The sequence below is a fragment of the Citricoccus sp. genome, from assembly GCF_032154715.1.
Taxonomy (GTDB): Bacteria; Actinomycetota; Actinomycetes; order Actinomycetales; family Micrococcaceae; genus Citricoccus.
The window spans coordinates 1-17,586 of the sequence record NZ_JALDXU010000010.1; the positions used below are offsets into that span (position 1 = coordinate 1).

The 17,586-nt window shown below is 69.2% G+C and carries 15 protein-coding genes; 8 read left to right on the forward strand and 7 right to left on the reverse strand.

The annotated features are described in order from the left end of the window. The 3 genes from RUH65_RS03235 to RUH65_RS03245 all read left to right on the forward strand — a co-directional run. Positions 1–1,878, forward strand: a 1,878-nt coding sequence (locus RUH65_RS03235) for a metallophosphoesterase (RefSeq protein WP_313815762.1), incomplete at its 5' end; no start/stop codon positions are given. A gap of 84 nt (positions 1,879–1,962) precedes the next feature. After that, positions 1,963–3,156, forward strand: a complete 1,194-nt coding sequence (locus RUH65_RS03240; protein WP_313815763.1) for an MFS transporter — start codon at positions 1,963–1,965, stop codon at positions 3,154–3,156. A 136-nt stretch (positions 3,157–3,292) separates the two neighbouring features. Further along, positions 3,293–3,820 carry a septum formation family protein gene (locus RUH65_RS03245; protein ID WP_313815764.1) on the forward strand — a complete coding sequence of 176 codons (528 nt, stop codon included), beginning with the start codon at positions 3,293–3,295 and terminating at the stop codon, positions 3,818–3,820. On the opposite strand, the gene RUH65_RS03250 is transcribed toward RUH65_RS03245, so the two are convergent. The 4 genes from RUH65_RS03250 to RUH65_RS03265 form a co-directional block, all read right to left on the reverse strand. Beyond that, positions 3,810–5,573 carry an MDR family MFS transporter gene (locus RUH65_RS03250; protein ID WP_313815765.1) on the reverse strand — a complete coding sequence of 588 codons (1,764 nt, stop codon included), beginning with the start codon at positions 5,571–5,573 and terminating at the stop codon, positions 3,810–3,812. The two genes, RUH65_RS03245 and RUH65_RS03250, sit on opposite strands and share 11 nt — an antisense overlap. Next, entirely contained in the window at positions 5,570–6,199 is a 630-nt protein-coding gene (locus RUH65_RS03255) for a helix-turn-helix domain-containing protein (RefSeq protein ID WP_313815766.1), read from the reverse strand. The genes RUH65_RS03250 and RUH65_RS03255 overlap by 4 nt, the downstream gene beginning before the upstream one ends. A gap of 94 nt (positions 6,200–6,293) precedes the next feature. Next, positions 6,294–6,665 (reverse strand): thioredoxin, encoded by a 372-nt coding sequence (trxA, locus tag RUH65_RS03260; protein ID WP_313815767.1) that lies wholly within the window; start codon positions 6,663–6,665, stop codon positions 6,294–6,296. Between the two features lie 60 nt (positions 6,666–6,725). Continuing rightward, positions 6,726–7,244, reverse strand: coding sequence for a MarR family transcriptional regulator (locus RUH65_RS03265; RefSeq protein WP_313815768.1), 519 nt, complete (start codon positions 7,242–7,244; stop codon positions 6,726–6,728). A gap of 150 nt (positions 7,245–7,394) precedes the next feature. On the opposite strand from RUH65_RS03265, the gene RUH65_RS03270 reads away from it, so the two are divergent. The 5 genes from RUH65_RS03270 (at position 7,395) to RUH65_RS03290 (ending at position 14,961) form a co-directional block, all read left to right on the forward strand. Next, positions 7,395–9,302 carry an ABC transporter ATP-binding protein gene (locus RUH65_RS03270; protein WP_313815769.1) on the forward strand — a complete coding sequence of 636 codons (1,908 nt, stop codon included), beginning with the start codon at positions 7,395–7,397 and terminating at the stop codon, positions 9,300–9,302. Between the two features lie 136 nt (positions 9,303–9,438). Further along, complete coding sequence (locus tag RUH65_RS03275; RefSeq protein WP_313815770.1) at positions 9,439–11,667, forward strand: catalase; 2,229 nt, start codon at positions 9,439–9,441, stop codon at positions 11,665–11,667. 125 nt (positions 11,668–11,792) lie between these two features. Then, a complete protein-coding gene (locus tag RUH65_RS03280) occupies positions 11,793–12,551 on the forward strand; it encodes a DUF1648 domain-containing protein (protein WP_313815771.1) in 759 nt (252 codons plus the stop codon). 180 nt (positions 12,552–12,731) lie between these two features. Then, the gene (locus RUH65_RS03285; protein ID WP_313815772.1) at positions 12,732–13,475 is read left to right on the forward strand and encodes an MBL fold metallo-hydrolase; all 744 of its coding nucleotides are present in this window, start codon (positions 12,732–12,734) and stop codon (positions 13,473–13,475) included. Positions 13,476–13,494: 19 nt separating this feature from the next. Continuing rightward, the gene (locus tag RUH65_RS03290; protein ID WP_313815773.1) at positions 13,495–14,961 is read left to right on the forward strand and encodes a protein adenylyltransferase SelO family protein; all 1,467 of its coding nucleotides are present in this window, start codon (positions 13,495–13,497) and stop codon (positions 14,959–14,961) included. Between the two features lie 103 nt (positions 14,962–15,064). Here RUH65_RS03290 and RUH65_RS03295 read toward each other — a convergent pair whose 3' ends face one another. The 3 genes from RUH65_RS03295 to RUH65_RS03305 form a co-directional block, all read right to left on the reverse strand. Next, positions 15,065–15,598 carry a metallophosphoesterase gene (locus RUH65_RS03295; RefSeq protein ID WP_313815774.1) on the reverse strand — a complete coding sequence of 178 codons (534 nt, stop codon included), beginning with the start codon at positions 15,596–15,598 and terminating at the stop codon, positions 15,065–15,067. A 67-nt stretch (positions 15,599–15,665) separates the two neighbouring features. Beyond that, positions 15,666–15,965, reverse strand: coding sequence for a carboxymuconolactone decarboxylase family protein (locus RUH65_RS03300; RefSeq protein ID WP_313815775.1), 300 nt, complete (start codon positions 15,963–15,965; stop codon positions 15,666–15,668). 91 nt (positions 15,966–16,056) lie between these two features. Beyond that, the gene (locus RUH65_RS03305) at positions 16,057–17,475 is read right to left on the reverse strand and encodes an MFS transporter (RefSeq protein WP_313815776.1); all 1,419 of its coding nucleotides are present in this window, start codon (positions 17,473–17,475) and stop codon (positions 16,057–16,059) included. Positions 17,476–17,586: the final 111 nt, after the last annotated feature.

The window sequence follows — 17,586 nt, forward strand, 5'->3', positions numbered from 1 at the left end:
GAGGTCGCCGCCCTGATGAGCCGCCTCGACACCGTCATCAACCCCGAGGAACCGGAGGCCCCGGAACCGGAGATGCCTGCCGGCGAGCCGGTCCTGCTGACCGATCCGTTCCTGCAGGCCCCCGGCGCCGGGCAGACCAACGTCGCCTGGTTCACCGAACTCGAGGGAAGCCAGCACTGGGTCATCACCGGTGACGTCTACGGCCTGACCGCTGAGGACCTGGTGCCCACCGTGGACAAGGCCAGCAAAGCCCGCTCCGGTGTCTTCCAGTCCGAGGCGAACAACACACAGTTCACCGTCACCAAGGCCGAGACCACGCAGATGTCCCGCACCGCCGAGGACGCGAAATCCGTGCTCTCGGACGCCCCGGCGAAGGAGGACGGCATCGTCTCCCGGGACATCTTCCGCCACGAGGCCACCGTGACGGGGCTGGAGGAGGCCGGCGAGGTCGAATACCGCGTGGTCTCCCTCCTGGACGGCCAGCCGGTCCTCTCGGACACGTTCTCCCTCGAGGATGCGAAGACCGCCGAGGAAGACGCCAACATCCTGCTGACCTCGGACCACCAGGCCAAGAACAACACCCCGGCCAACCTCGAGTGGGCCGAGACCGTCTTCGGCGCCGGCGGCATCGACGCCGTCTTCATGGCCGGCGACCTGGCCAACGTCCCGGACCGCGCCTCCGAGTGGTTCGACTCGGAGAACGGCCTGGCCTTCTTCCCGGGCCTTCAGGGCAACGCCGGCTTCGAGGCGCCGAACGGCGAGACCTACGACGGCGGCGAGATCATCCAGCACGCCCCGCTGTACACGGCCATCGGCAACCACGAGGTTCAGGGCCGGGTCGACGGCATGACCTCCCTGGACGAGTCCTTCAACTCCCCGGTGCCGCGCGAGGTGGCCGAGGCCGAATACGAGAAGGTCGCCGCCGAGGTCAATCCGGACGGCCACGCCGAGGTCAAGGAGCAGTGGATCGAGGACAACTCCTTCTCCACCACCACCTACGAGGAGCTCTTCACCCTGCCCGAGTCCGAGTCCGGCGGCGAGACCTACTACGCGACCACCGTGGGCAACACCCGCCTGATCTCGCTCTACTCCACGCGTATCTGGCGCTCCGGCACCGCCGAGTCCGACCCGGCGGCGCGTCAGGCCGCCTCGCGTTTCCAGGAGGCCGCGGACACGTTGGATGACCCGATGTCCCAGGGCCACGGCTCGTTCATCTTCGAGACCCTGGCCGTGGACTCGGACCAGTACCGCTGGCTGCAGGACGAGCTGGCCTCGGACGCCACCAGCGAGGCCGAGAACGTGGTCGTCATGATGCACGAGGGCCCGCAGGGCCTGGGTGACAACGTGACCCCCGCCTTCGCGGAGCCGACGAAGATCGAGGAGAAGGACGCCGAGGGCAACGTCACCGGCATCCGCTACGAGTACGAGGCGGAGAACAACAAGCTCCTCACCGACCTCACCCCACTGATCGACGCCGAGGGCACCTCCGTGGACCTGGTGTTCAACGGCCACTCCCACCTGTGGAACCGCTTCGAGTCCGAGCACGGCGTGAACTACCTGGAGACCTCCAACGTGGGCAACTCCTACGGCGCCTACCACGAGCTCTCCGGTGACTCCCGTCCGGTGCCGGGTGCCCCGTGGAACGCGGACAACTACGTGGAGCAGGGCAGTCCGGGTGGCCTGGAGCCGATCGTCCCGTCCGAGCGGCCGTTCGCCTCCCTGGTGGACCCGGACCAGGACGCCCCGTATGTCGCGTCCAACGACTACAGCATCTTCACCAACCTGGACGCCCAGGCCGGCTCCGTGACCTCGTTCATCCTGGACACCAAGAACCCGGACGCGCAGCCGGAGGTCCTGGACGTGTTCATGCTGGACTGACCCGGTGATATGACGGCATCAAGGGCCGCCGGTGTCTTCGGACATCGGCGGCCCTTGGCCTCTTCCATGGCGTAGCTTGTCCTGGTGAGGCCACCGAAGAACCCCCAGTTGCCCGACGGCGGCGCACCCGCGCGCGTGCCCGTCTCGATCGCGCTGGCCTCCTTCACCTCCAGCGTGGACCGTTTCGCGGTCAGCCCGCTGCTGGTGTTCCTGGCCGTGGACCTGGGCGCCTCCCTGGACGAGGCGGTGGTGGTGGCCGGCGTGTACTTCCTGGCCTACGGCTTCACGCAGCCGCTCTGGGGCGCCCTCTCGGACCGGTTCGGGCGGATGCGGCTGATGCGGATCGCCCTGGCCGGGTCCGTGGTGTTCGGCCTGCTCTCCGCGATCGCGCCCACCCTGCCGCTGCTCATGCTCTTCCGCTGCCTGACCGGCGCCTGCTTCGGGGGGATCATCCCCACCGCCATCACCTTCATCGGGGATACCGTGCCCCCACTGCGCCGCCAGGCCGCGTTGGCGGACAATATGGCGGCCATCGCGGTGGGGACGGCGATCGCGACGGCCGCGGCCGGCGTCGTGGGCGAGACGGTGGGCTGGCGGCTGATGTTCGCCCTTCCGCCGGTGCTGGCGGTGGGCTGCATCCTGGCACTGCGGAGGACCGCTGAACCTCCGCTGCCGGCCCGGCGGCCCCTGCTGGGGGCCTTCGCCGAGGCGCTGCGGCACCGGTGGATGCTGGTGGTGATCGGTCTGGTGTTCGTGGAGGGTGCCGTGGTGCTGGGGTTGCTGACCCTGCTGGCTCCGGCCCTGCAGGACCAGGGACTGGACGCGTCCGTGGCGGGTCTGGCCGTGGCCGCGTACGGGGTGTCCACGCTGGCGTGCAGCCGGCTGGTCCGGCCCATCCTCCGCCGGTTGTCCGTCCCGGCGACCATGGCCCTCGGCGGGGCCGGCATGGTGGCCGGCTACGCCGCCGTCGCCGTCCACATCTCGGTGCCGACCGTCGCATTCGCGGCCGCCGCGCTGGGCTGGACGTGGGCCCTGCTGCACACGTCTCTGCAGGTCTGGGCCACGGACGTGCTGCCGGGGCTGCGCGGGACCGCCGTCGCTTTGTTCGCCGCCTCCCTGTTCGCCGGCAGCTCGGTGGGCACCCTGGTGGCGGGCCCCTTCGCCGACGCCGGCCAGTGGGCTTGGCTGTTCGGGACCACGGCCGCGGTGGCCGCGGTGCTGGTGGGGCTCGTGGTGGTGGCGCAACGGCGCTACCTGCGTTCCGTCCCACCGTCCTGACTCCGGAGCAGCCAGCACGGACCGGGGGCTTGAACTTCCGCCTGACCAGCTATGATCCTGTGGTTGTCACCGCTCTTTGCCCCACGCCGGAATGCTCCCCCGCCAGCGTCCGGGCCTCGCACCGAAAGTCCCGCACATGCCTCTGCCTCGCCGTCTCCGCGCCCTGATTCCGGCCGCCCTGTTGACCGCCGGCCTCCTGACCGTCTCCGCCTGCTCCGCTGTGCCAGAGGAGGTGGACGAGGCCGCCCGGGCCTTCGGGGTCGAGCTCAACCCCGAACGGAAGGACGCCAACGACCTGGTGGCGGGTGACTGCTTCATCGAGCCGGAGGCCGACGAGCTCATCGGTGTCAGCACCGTGGACTGCGGCGAAGAGCATGACAACGAGGTGCTGCACGTGGTCGCGATCCCCGAGACGGTGGAGTACCCAGGCGAGGATCCCGAGTTGTGGTGGGAGCACGAACAGGTTTGTGCCGGCCAGGTCTTCGAGGACTATGTGAACGAGGTCTGGGAGGACTCACCTCACTGGGACTTCTACCCCCTCCTGCCCACCGAGTACTCCTGGGAGAGCGGCGAGAGGAGCATCCACTGCGTGCTGTACCGAATGGACGGCACCACCTGGACGGGCAGCCCCTCCACCGGGGACGCCGCGCCCGTCAGCGGCTGAGCACCTCGCTCCGGTCCGCCGTCGGCTGCGCCGGCTGAGACTCGTCGACCGTGCGCTCCTCCCGGGCACCGGCGGGGAGGGTGGCCCGGGCGGCCTCCGGCGAGACGATCGACATGCTCCCCGTGGCCAGCGGCTCGCTCTCGACCGCACGCTCGATCCGGGTGGCCAGCGGCTTCTCCTTCACGAAGCACAGCAACACGGCGGCGATCAGGGCCAGCGGTGCGATCCACAGGAAGATCGGCGTCAGGGCGTCACTGTAGGCGGTGATCACCGTGTCATGCAGCGGCTCCGGCAGACCCTGCACGGCGGCGGGGGTCAGCGAGTCGGCGTTGCCCATCTGACCGGACGCCCCGGCGGGGATGCGCTCGGTCATGAGGTTCGCCAGACGGGAGGCGAACAGGCTGCCGACCAGCGAGGAACCCAGGGTGGCGCCGATCTGACGGAAGTAGTTGTTGGAGGCCGTGGCCGTGCCCACCATGGTGATCGGGAAGGTGTTCTGGACGATCAGCACGAGGATCTGCATCGACAGACCCAGGCCGAGGCCGAGAACCGCCATGTAGGTGCAAACGATCCAGATCGGCTGATGCGGATCCATCAGGGACAACAGACCCATGGCGCCGGTGATCACGAAAGCACCCACCACCGGATACCACTTGTACCTGCCGTACTTGGACACCAGCTGCCCGGACACCGTGGAGGTGACGAGCATGGTGGCCATCATGGGAATCATCGCCAACCCCGCCACGGAGGCCTCCAGGCCGAAGGACATCTGCAGGTAGGTCGGCATGTAGCCCAACGCGCCGAACATGGCGACGCCGACGAACAGACCCGAGATGGTGGTCAGCACGAAGTTGCGCTCCCGGAACAGCGTCATCGGGATCAGCGGCTCGGGGGTGCGGCGCTCCACCAGCACGAAGACGACGGCGGTCACCAGGAACACGGCGATGAGGCCCAGGATGAGCGGGTCGGTCCAGGCGTAGGTGCCGCCGCCCCACGTGGTCACCAGGACCATCGAGGTGGTGGCGACGGCAATCAGAGCCATGCCGGCCCAGTCCAGTGTCAGGCGGCCATGGTCCTTGTGGGGCAGTTTGAGGAAGAAGACGGCCGCCAGCAGGGCCAGCACGCCGATCGGCAGGTTGATCCAGAAGGCCCAGCGCCAGCCGGGGCCGTCCGTGAACCAGCCGCCCAGCAGCGGACCGATGACCGAGGAGAGGGCGAAGACGCCGCCCATGATGCCCATGTACTTGCCGCGCTCACGCGCCGGGACCACGTCCGCGATGGAGGCCTGGGACAGGATCATCAGACCACCGCCGCCGAGGCCCTGGATCACGCGGGCCACGATCAGGGTGCCCATGTCCGGGGCCACGCCACCGACCACGGAACCGGCCATGAACACGGAGATGGCGAAGATCAGCAGCGGCTTGCGGCCGATCTGGTCACCGAGTTTGCCGTAGATGGGCATCGCGATGGTGGTGGCCAGGATGAAGGCGGTGATGACCCAGACCATGCTGGATACGCCGTTGAGCTCACCGACGATGGTGGGCAGTGCCGTGGAGAAGACGGTTTGATTGAGCGAGGCCAGCAGCATGGCCAGCATCAGGCCGATAAAGAGGGGCACGATGGTGCCCTTGGGGATGGTGGAGCCGGACGCGGCCGAGGGTGTGGCCGGGCCGGCGTCGGACACGGTCTTCTGGACCGGTGCGGCGGGGGCGGATGCGGACCCCTTGAGAGCATCCTGCGGGTGGTGGGTCATGAAAGCTTCCTGTAGAGGTCCTGGTAGAGGTCGAGGGCGTCGTCCACGGAGGACTGTTCGAGATATCCGCCGGCGGCACCACGGGTCACGATGAGATAGCGCAGCGGGACGCCGGCCGCCATGGTGAGCATGCGGGCCGCCTGCTCCACGCTGTGACCGTTGAGTCCGGCGGACCACGCCGGATGATCGGCCATGGCCGTCGCGATCATCTGATAGACGAGGTCCTCGCCCTGCATCATCATTTCCCGGCGCCGCAACAGCAGATGCGGGAACTTCTCGAAGAGCCTGCTCCGCCGCTCGGCATCCCCTTCCGCATACGTGCTCCGGCCGACGGTCAGCAGGAGTTCCGTGGTGCGGTGAATGAGCCCCTCCTCATCGAGGAAGTCCTCGGGAAGCTCCGGCGCACTGGGAGGCATCACGCCGAGGATGGCGTCCTCCTTGGTGGGGAAGTAGTTGAAGAACGTCCGCTGGGAGATTCCAGCCTCGCTGGCAATGGCCTCGACGGTGACGTGCTTGGTGTCATCATCGAGGGCGAGCTCCGCGGCAGCGTCATGAATGGCGTGCCAGGTCTCAGTCTTCTTGCGCTCGCGAAGGGACGTCGAAGCAGGGGAATCCGTGGGGGGCATGCCTCTATTTTTGCACAACTGCACTTATTGCGCAACTGCAAAATTGCAGTGATGCAGCTCACCGCGATTACGCAGAAGGGGGCGCCCCGGGCCCTCAGTGGCTTGAAGCCGCCTGCTCCTCGGCCATCCGCCGGACCTCGGCGACGTCCAGTCCCGTGACCTGGTCCAGCAACTGGTCCAGCGCTGTGCCCGGCAGGGCACCGGCCTGGGAGAAGACCAGCACGCCGCCACGGAAGGCCATCAACGTGGGGATGGACGTGATGCCGGCCATCGCGGCCAGCTGCTGCTCGGCCTCGGTGTCCACCTTGGCGAACACGACATCCGGGTGCTGTTCGGAGGCGGCGTCGAACACGGGGGCGAACTGGCGGCAGGGGCCGCACCACGCGGCCCAGAAGTCCACGAGGACGGTGTCATTCTCGGCAACGGTGGTGCCGAAGGTGTCTACGGTGAGGTCAACGGTGGCCATGGGGGCTCCTGTCACGGGAGGGGTCAGAATCTACTTCCCCAACCCGACTGACCCCGCCCGCTATTCCTGCGCCCGGACCAGCTCGGTCAGCAGCCGGGCCAACTCGGCCTGGTCGGACCGGGAGAGCGCCGAGAAGTAGTCGCCGGCCTCCCGGCGCCGGGCGTCACGGACCTCGCCCCGCAGCCGGACGCCGGCCTCCGTCAGGCTGATGCGCGTGGCCCGACGGTCCGAAGGATCGGCACGGCGCTCCACCAGTCCCTTGGCCTCGAGCTGGTCGATGACCTCGGTGGCAGAACGCGGGGCGATCCGCAGCCGGTCGGCGATGTCCTTCAGGCGCAGGCCCTCCTCGACATGCCGCCCCGCCTCCTCGCACCGAGGATGACCGGCGCACGCCCCGTGATCTCCATGCCCGTGCCCATGGCCGCCACCGCTCACCGCCTGCAGGGCCCGGAACTGATACGGCGTCAACTCGAAGGGGGCCAGCTGATGACTCCACCGGTGGCGCAGCCGCCGGAAGGCCACGTGCATGAGGTCGCCCAGGTCGGGCGCTGGGTCGCCGAGGTCGGCAGGAACGTCCATGACACCAGTCTACGAGCATATTGCCATCTAACCTCTTAGTGAGGTAACCTCTCCATATTGGGCTCGAGCGCACCGCTCGCCCGCGTCGGCGAACCCGGCGACACCACACTTCCCTCCACCCGAGGCCTCTACTGCAAGGAGCGCCCACTCATGAGCACCCCCTCCCCCGGCCACAGCCCCACCGGGACCCCCCAGCCGGAATCCCCGGGCGGCCGCAGCCCAGCACGGATCGACCCGGCCGACCAGACGCAACTGCAGCGCCACCCCGTGTCCCTGCGCCGCATCGCGGCGCTCTTCGCCCCGCACAAGGTGACCATCGCCGTCGTCGTCCTGTTGATCTCCGTCTCCTCGGTCGTCAACCTCGCCCAGCCGTTCCTGGTCCGCGGGGTGATCGATGACGCCCTGCCGCACCGAAACCTCCCGCTGCTGGCCCTCCTGGCCGGCGCCATGGTCCTGGTGGCCGCCGTGACCGCCGTGATCGGCGTGATCCAGACGTGGATGGCCACACAGATGGGCCAACGGGTCATGCACACGCTGCGCGTTCGGCTCTTCACCCACCTGCAGCAGCAGTCGCTCGGCTTCTTCACCAGAACGCGCGGCGGCGAGGTCCAGTCCCGCCTGACGCATGACATCGCGGGCATGCAGTCCGTGGTCACCTCCACCGCCACGGGAGTCGCCACCAACCTGACCACCACGGTGGCCACCGCCGTCGCCATGGCGGCGCTGTCCCCGCAACTCTCGTTGATCTCGCTCGTGGTGCTGCCGCCGGCCATCTGGCTCTCCCGCCGGGTGGCCCTGATCCGCCGCAAGGTCACCGACGAGCGTCAGCAGACCCTGGCCGCGCTGCACACCCAGGTGGAGGAGGGCCTCTCCGTCTCCGGCGTGCGCCTGGCCAAGACCCTCGGCACCACCGAGCGGGACGCCGGCCGCTTCACCGACCGCTCCGAGGCCCTTGTGGGTTTGGAGATGCGCTCCCAGTTGGCCGGCCGCTGGCGGATGGCCACCATGCAGATCATCTTCGCCGCCATCCCCGCCGTCATCTACCTGGCCGCCGGCTTCCCGGCGACCTCCGGCGGCATGACCATCGGCACCCTGGTGGCGTTCACGGCCCTGCAGGGCACCGTGTTCCGCCCCGTCATGGGCCTGCTGAACATCGGCGTCCAGTGGGTCACCGCGCTGGCCTTCTTCTCCCGCATCTTCGAATACCTGGACCTCGATCCCGAGGTGAAGCCGCCGGCCACTCCCGCCGTGATCGACCCGGACCGGGTCCGCGGCGAGGTGCGCTTCGAGCAGGTCTCGTTCTCCTACGACTCCTCTGATGAATCCGACGACGGCGGCGCCCGCCCGGTGCTCCAGGGCATCGACCTGGTGGTCCCGGCGGGGACGTCCACGGCCGTCGTCGGGCCCACGGGATCAGGCAAGTCCACGCTGGCCGGGCTGCTCCCCCGGCTCTACGACACCACCACCGGCCGTGTCACGATCGACGGCACCGATGTCAGGGACATCGCCCCGCAGGACTTGGCGAGGATCGTCGGAGTGGTCTCCCAGGAGACCTATCTGGTCCATGCCTCCGTACGGGAGAACCTGCTCCTGGCGGACCCGGAGGCCACCGATGCCCGCCTCTGGGAGGTCCTCGGAGCCGCCTCGCTGGCAGACACCATCGCTACCCTGCCCGAGGGGCTGGACACCCTGGTCGGCGCCCGCGGCCACCGCTTCTCCGGCGGCGAGCAGCAGCGGCTGGCCATCGCCCGGACCCTCCTGCGCGATCCTCCCGTGCTGGTCCTGGACGAGGCGACCTCCGCGCTGGACAACACCACCGAGGCCCGCGTGCAGGCCGCCCTGGACCGCCTCTCCATGGGCCGCACCACGCTGATGATCGCCCATCGCCTGTCCACGGTCACCGAGGCGGACCAGGTCGTGGTGCTCGACGCCGGCCGGATCGTGGAGCAGGGCAGTCCGGCTGCGCTCCTGGCCGGCAGTGGCCCTTTCGCCCTCCTCGCCGCGCGCGGCGGGCAGCCGTGGGCCACGGCCCTCGAATCGCCCGTCGCCACGGGCTAGCCAGGTCACCGGGGACCGTGCCTAGGGTGGCCTCGGACCCACCCACGTGCTGCAGTCCGGGACCTTGTCCCGCATGACGCCGGCGCCTTGCGCGCCACGGGCCCCGGCCTGCAGGACCCGACGAAAGGCCAGTTCCATGCCCGAGAAGCAGCCTCCGATCCCCGGCTCCCCCGGCAGCACCGAACCCACGGTCGAGGAGCCCACCACCCCGGCCGGCCCGTTGCCGCCGTCGCCGGACCAGTCCGGGCCCGCCACGGTGTCCCCCACCGGACAGGAGACGGGCACCCCGCAGGAGAAGGTGGCCCAGGGCGGGAAGTTCCTGACCACCGCCCACGGGGCCCGCCTCAAAGACTCAGACCATTCGCTGAAGGCCGGCAACCGTGGGCCGATCCTGCTCCAGGATCACCATTTCCGGGAGAAGATCAGCCACTTCGACCACGAGCGGATCCCCGAGCGCGTGGTGCATGCTCGCGGCGCGGGTGCCCACGGCACGTTCCGCGGCTACGGCACGGCCTCGAAGATCAGCCAGGCCGGCGTGTTCGCCCAGGACAAGGAGACGGAGGTCTTCGTCCGTTTCTCCACCGTGGTCGGCTCTCGCGGGTCGTCGGATCTCGCCCGGGACACCCGGGGTTTCGCCACCAAGTTCTACACGGATGAGGGCACCTGGGATCTGGTCGGCAACAACATCCCGGTGTTCTTCATCCAGGACGCGCTCAAGTTCCCGGATGTGGTGCACGCCGTGAAGCCGCACCCGGACCGGGAGATCCCCCAGGCCCAGTCCGCCCATGACACCTTCTGGGACTTCGTCTCCCTGCACACCGAGGCCCAGCACCACACCATGTGGAACATGGCAGACCGCGGCATTCCCCGCTCCTTCCGGATGATGGAGGGCTTCGGCGTCCACACCTTCCGCCTCATCGCGCAGGACGGCTCTACCGTGCTGGTGAAGTTCCACTGGAAGCCCAAGCTCGGCGTGCACTCCGTGACCTGGGAGGAGGCCCAGATCATCAGCGGCGCGGATCCGGACTTCCACCGCCGGGATCTCGCCGACGCCATCGAGGCCGGGGCCTTCCCCGAGTGGGAACTGGGCGTGCAGGTCTTCGAGGACACCGAGGACCAGATGTTCGCCGGGATCGACCTGCTCGATCCCACCAAGATCGTGCCGGAGGAACTGGTGCCGGTGGAGCCGATCGGCCTGATGACCCTGCACCACAATCCGTCCAATTACTTCGCCGAGACGGAGCAGGTGGCGTTCAACCCGAACAACCTCATCCCCGGCATCGACGTCACCAACGACCCGCTGCTGCAGGGACGCCTGTTCTCCTACCTGGACACCCAGATCACCCGCCTCGGCGGGCCGAACTGGAATCAGCTGCCCATCAACCGTCCGCACGCGGAGGTCAATGACATGCTGCGGGACGGCATGCACCAGACCGCGGTGCACGCCGGGGTGGCCCCCTATCGGCCGAACTCGCTGGACGGCGGCAATCCCTTCGAGACGCCCGACGGCGACCGGCCGTTCATCGATCACCCCGCCCCGGTGTCCGCCTCGGTGAAGGAACGGGCCCTTCCGGCCTCCTTCGACGACCATTTCAGCCAGGTCCGGCTGTTCTTCCGGTCCCTCTCCGAGGTGGAGAAGGAGCACGTGGCGCAGGCCTACACCTTCGAGCTCGGCAAGTGCTACGAACAGGTCGTCCGCGAGCGCCAGCTGAAGGCTCTGGCCGCGATCGATCCGACCCTGGCCCAGGTCGTCGCGGACGGGTTGGGCCTGCCGGTGCCGAAGCCGGCGGAGTCCCCGGCCGACGTCGTGCCGTCCCCGGCACTGTCCCAGGTGGGCGGGGAATGGCCGCTCGACGGACGGCAGGTGGGCATCGTGGTCGGGCCGGAGGTCGATGCCGGCGAACTGTCCGGCGCGGTCACCGCGGTGCACCAGGCCGGGTTGGTGCCGCTGGTCATCGCGCCGAGCGGCGGGGAGGCCGCCACGCGGCTGCTGGGCAAGGACCTGGTGGCCCAGCGCACCTACCTCACCGCCCGGTCCATCGAGTTCGACGCCGTGCTGATCGCTTCCGCGACGCCCCCGGCCCCGGACGCCGCCAATGGCCTCGACAGCAAGGTCGGGGCCACCTCCCCCGAGGGCATCGATCCCCGGGTCTCCCTGCTGCTGGGCGAGGTGTGGCGCCAGGCCAAGGCCATCGGCGCCTACGGGGCCGGCGAGGACGTGCTGCGCACGGCCGGGTACCTGGAGGGAGCCGGCGTCGTCACCGGTGCCGGCGGCGAGGAAGCGGTGCAGCAGCTGCTGCGCCTGATGCCCGCGCACCGGGTCTGGGAGCGGTTCCCGACGACGGGCCGCTTCGCCACCACCTGATCCGGGCTGCTTCCGCCCCACCCACCGGCCCGCCGCCGGTCACGGCGCCTCCATCGGCGTCTGACCAGCGGCGGGCTGGTCAGTGAGTCGGAAGATGCCACGTCGCGCCCGGTTAGGATCGGGGAGTGAGCGATGACACCAGCCCTGACCTGCCGGGACTGCGCCAGGGCAGGTCGGCCGCGTGGCTCCCGTTCCTCCTGTCCTTGATCGCGCTGGCCGTCATCGTCGTCTGGGGTCTCCGGCTCTACCCCGGCCTGCCGGAGACCATTCCCACGCATTGGGGACCCGGCGGGGCACCCGATGCCTGGGAGGAGAAGTCCTTCGGCAGCGTGTTCATGCCGCAGATGATCGCCGCCGGCACCACCGCACTGATGGCGGTCCTGGCGCTGGTCATCCCCGCGCTCATGAACCCGCCGAAGGACCCCTCGGCGTGGAAGCGGTACCGGCTGGAGGGGGCCGAGCGCGCCACCATCTCCGTGCTGGGCTGGATCTCGCTGCTGACCGTGTTGCTGGTCGGCTACCTCGGCGTCCAAGGCTGGACCGGCCCCCACGAGGTGTCCTTCGCGTGGCCGATGGCCCTCTACGTCCTTCTGGTCTTCCTGATGATCGTTCTGCCCTACCGGCGCTGGAGCCGCTGGGCGGACGCCCAGTCCAGCGAGCACGGCTTCACGCCCACCATCGAGGAAGAGGCCGAGGAGAAGCTCTGGCTCCCCGGGGGAATCCATAACAACCCCGACGAGCCGCGGATCATGGTCCTCAAGCGAGAGGGTTACGGCACCGGGACCACCATCAACGTGGGCAACCGGGCCGGCCGGATCACCGTGATCGTGTTCCTCGTGGTGTTCGTGGGCGGGCCGCTGTCTCTGGTCTTCGCGGTCGGCTGAGTCGCCGCCGCTCCCAGCCGGGCCTCGCCGTCGGCCGACGGTAACCGGAGTTGCGGAACGGAGGCACGGAACGGCGGCATGGAACGGCGATGTGGAACGGCGATGCGCAGATCTTCCCCCCGCGCCGGGTCGTGGGCCTACCGTGGACCGCGGACCCGGACGCCAGAGCCAGGAGGAACCATGTTCACCCCCGATATCGCCCCCGGCGTGCACCTGATCGAGCATGCCAACGTCAACTGCTACCTGCTGGAGGACGAGGAGGGCCTGACCCTCGTCGATGCCGGTCTGCCGGGTGTCTGGACTGAACTGGGCCAGGCGATTCGCGCCCTCGGTCGGCAGCCGGGAGACCTGAAGGCCCTGGTCCTCACCCACGCGCACTTCGATCATGTCGGCGTCGCGCGGCGCCTGGTCCAGCGGCTGGGGGTGCCGGTGTACGGCCACCGGAATGAGCGCGTGCTGGCGGCCCATCCGTACCGGTACGCCCATGAGAATCCCCGCGCCACCTATCCGTTGAAGCATCCCCGGGCCGTGCCGATCCTGACCTCCATGCTGTTCGCCGGGGCCCTGGGCGTGAAGGGCGTGCACGTCACCGACGACCTGGGCGCCGCCGCCACGGTCCCCGTTCCCGGGCGCCCCCGCGTGATCGCCTGCCCGGGGCACACCGCCGGCCACTGCGCGCTACACCTGCCCGATCGGGATGTCCTGTTGACCGGTGACGCCCTGGTGACGCTGGACCCGTACACCGGGGAGACCGGGCCCCGGATCGTCGCCGGGGCCGCCACCGCGGACAGCGACCTGGCCCTGCGGAGCCTGGACGCCCTCGCCCAGACGGGGGCCGGCACGGTCCTGACCGGCCATGGCCGGCCCTGGACCGGTGGCATCGAGGACGCCGTGGCCGAGGCCCGCCGCCACGGGCGCGCCTGACCGGGTTACCGTGGTGAGCGTGAGCCGCATTCCCCAATCCACCCTGTCCCTGCAGGCGAACTTCGCCGCCGATCTGCCGGAACTGTCCATCCCGTGGCAGGCCGAGGAGACGCCGGAGCCGCGACTGCTGGTGATCAACGAACCACTGGCCGCCGATCTCGGCCTGGACCCGGAGTGGCTTCGCTGTCAGGACGGCGTCGGCTTCCTGACCGGCAACCGCGTGCCCGAGGGTGCCGCGCCCGTGGCCCAGGCCTACGCGGGACACCAGTTCGGCTCCTATGTCCCCCGGCTGGGCGACGGCCGGGCCCTGCTGCTGGGCGAGATCACGGACCCTGCCGGCCAGCGGCGGGACATCCACCTCAAAGGCTCCGGGCGCACTCCCTTCGCCCGCGGCGGGGACGGGCGGGCCGTCGTCGGGCCCATGCTCCGGGAGTACCTCGTCAGTGAGGCCATGCACGGGCTGGGCATCCCCACCACCCGCTCGCTGGCGGTGGCCGCCACCGGCCGGACCGTCCTGCGCGAGGAGGGGGCGATGCGGGGGGCCGTGCTCACCCGGGTGGCGTCCAGCCACCTGCGCGTGGGCAGCTTCCAGTACGCCCGCAACCATGAGGACCCCGCCGTCCTGCGCCGCCTGGCGGACCAGGCCGTGGCCCTGCACCACCCGGCGGCGGCCCAGGACGAGAACCCCTCCCTTTCCCTGCTGCGCGGCGTCATCAGGGCGCAGGCCGGCCTGGTGGCCCAGTGGTTGCTGGTCGGGTTCGTGCACGGGGTGATGAACACGGACAACATGACGATCTCCGGCGAGACCATCGACTACGGCCCCTGCGCCTTCATGGACGCCTTCGACCGCAACGCCGTCTACAGCTCCATCGACACCGGCGGGCGCTACGCCTACGGGAACCAGCCGGCGGTCGCCCAATGGAACCTGGCCCGCTTCGCCGAGGCCCTGCTGCCGCTGCTGGACGAGGACGAGGACCGGGCGGTGGCCCTCGCCACGGAGGCCCTGGGAGAGTTCCCCCGCGCGTTCGGGACCGCCTTCTCCACCGGTATGCGGGCCAAGTTGGGCTTGCCGGCAGATTCCCCGGACGAGACCGTGGGCCGGCTGATCGATGACCTGCTCGCCTTGCTGCATCAGGATCACGTGGACTACACCCAGTTGTTCCGCCGCCTGGGTCAGGCCGCCCGCGGAGACCTGGGCCCGGTCCGGGACGTGTTCACTGACCGGCCCTCCCTCGACTCGTGGCTCGAGCGCTGGCAGTCCTTCAGCCCGGATCCCGAGGCGATGGACCGCGCGAACCCGGTCTACATCCCCCGCAACCACCTGGTCGAGGAGGCCCTGGAAGCCGCATCGGCCGACGATATGGCGCCTCTGCACCGCCTCCTGGAGGCCGTCAGCGATCCCTTCCGCGAGCGCCCCGGCCTCGAGCGCTACGCCGAGGCCCCGCCGGAGGACTTCGGCCGGTACCGCACCTACTGCGGGACCTGAACCGCCTCTCGCAGAACCCGTTGATCTGGCGGTCGCAAGCGCACGCCCCATCGGCTGAATCGGGGGTTTTCCGGTGCGCAATCGACCGCCAGATGTCAGCGGCTCACGGCGTCCGATCCACGGCGACCAGCCGGACGTCGACCAGCCGCCCGCCCTGCACCGCAGCGGTCATCAGGGTGCACTCGGGTTGACGCCGCCGGTCCGTGGGCGACCCCGGATTCAGCAACCGCAATCCGGGGTTCGCCGTCTCCTCGCCGGCCGTGGAGTCCCAAGGAATGTGACTGTGGCCGAAGATCAGGACATCGGCCTCCGGGAACGTGGTGGCCATCCGCTGCTCCCGGCCACGGGCCGCCCCGGTCTCGTGCGTCATGACGAACCGGACGCCGCCGATCTCCACCTGAGCCGTCTCCGGCAGTCGCCGGCGCAATTCCTCGCCGTCGTTGTTGCCCCATACGCCCACCAGGCGACGTGCCCGGGCCTGGAGCTCGTCCAGCACCTCCGGAACCTGCCAGTCTCCGGCATGGAAGACGACGTCGGCCGCCTCCACGGCCTGCCACACCTGCGCGGGCAGGGCGCGCGCCCGGCGCGGGACGTGCGTGTCGGCCAATAACAGCAGGCGGACCGGGGCGGAGCACATACCCACAGGCTAGCGGCCGATGTCCGGCCCGTCGCCGACGATCGGGCGTCGAACTCTTCCGTCGGAGTTACTCGTCCTCTGTGATGCTCTTCATCGCCTTCCAGCCGTGGGTGACGCCACCACCGGCGCGCAGGGCGGCGGCGACCATGACGGCTTCGGCGACGTCGGCCTTGGAAGCGCCGGCTTTGACGGCGCGCTGGGCGTGGTCCTCGATGCAAAAGGGGCACTGCGTGGTCACCGCAACCCCGACCGCGATCAGCTCGCGCGTGGCCAAGTCGAGGTTGCCCGTGTTTTTGCTGAACACGGCTTTGTCGAACCCAAAGAAGGCCGAGACCATCTCGGGTGCGCCTTCCTTGATGTCGGCCATGAACTTCGCTTCATCGTGGTGAGAGTGCATTATTACTCCTCTTGTTCGGTGGTTGTGCCTGTTCAAGATCTGAGGCTGGCGGGCTTCGGTCTCACTGACCCGCGTGCCTGACATGGGTTGGTTCCGACTCCTGAGCCGCATGCTCCTCGACGCTCACGCGCCCGCTGAGGGTGAGCAGCGCAAGCACAGCCGCGGCGAAGAGGATCCCCGCTCCGACGACCAGCGCGGTACTGTAGCCGTCCACGAGCGCTTGCGGCCCCGTCTCGCTGGTTCCCGCGGTGATGCTCGCGGCCACACCGGCGAGAATGGCCAGGCCGAGAGCGACGCCGATCTGCTGGGCAGAGTTCAACAGGGCGGAAGCGATGCCGGCCCGGTCAGATGCGACCCCGTAGACGGCGGCCTGGGTCAGGGCGATGACTCCCAGCCCGAATCCGAGCGCGATCAGGAGCATCGCGGGAGCCATCACCGTCCAGTAGCTGGGTTCGACGGTCATGGTTGAGAACCAGAACGCACCAACGGCGCCCAGAAGCGCGCCGACAGCGGCGACGTAGCGGGGGCCGGTCTTCAGCAACACCCTTGGTGCGATCCCGGCTCCGAGGATGATGCCGACGGCGAAAGGCAACCAGGAGAGCCCGGTGCGCAACGGGCTGAAACCCGCGAGCTGCTGCATGTAGAGGGTGATGACGTAGAAGGTGCCCATCGGCCCGATCGCTAAGGCCAGCATGGTCAGATAGGCACCCGCGCGGTTCCGGTCGTGAAACAGACTCAGTGGCACCAGGGGGTTACGGCTACTGCGCTGGGTGCGGACGAACACGATCAGTAATACAGCAGCCATGCCGACGAGCGTGTAGGCGACGGGGTCGGCGAATCCGTTCTCACCAAACCGGGTGATCGCGTAGACGAGGGCGACCATGCCGGCGGTGCCGAGGACAGCTCCGGGGAAATTGAGGCGTCCGGTGTGGCGCGCTGCCGGGACGAGAGTGCGGGTGCCCAGGAGCACGACCAGGCCAATGGGGACGTTGATGAAGAACACCCACCGCCAGTCCAGCAGGTCCGTGAGCACGCCGCCGAGGAGGAGACCGATGACGATGCCGATTCCGGACATCGCCCCGTAGAGCGAGAGCGCCTGATCGCGCAGCTTTCGCTCGGAGAACGTCGTCGCGATCAATGCCAGTGCGTTAGGAGCAGCCATCGCCGCACCGAAACCCTGCACCGCGCGAGCAGCGATGAGCGTCTCCACGTTCAAGCCAAGACCGCCGACGAGCGAGGCGATGACGAAGACCGCAATGCCGGCCTGGAGAGTGCGCTTGCGGCCCCACAGGTCACCGATCCGCCCGCCGAGCAGCAGCAACGCGCCGAAAGCGAGGATATAGGCGTTGACCACCCAGGGCAGCAGTGTCGGAGCAACGTCGAACTCTGACTGGATGCTCGGCAGGGCGATGTTCACGATCGAGTCATCGAGCACGACCATCAGCTGGGCCGTGGCGATCACGAACAGGGGTACGAGCACGGCTGGGGCGCGAGTCGGGTGCTCGGATGTGTGGGATGGCAGTGTCATGCGGTCCTACTCCTTCTGCCATACGGCTCCGCGTACTCGACCGAGAGGTCGAAAGGCCTTTAT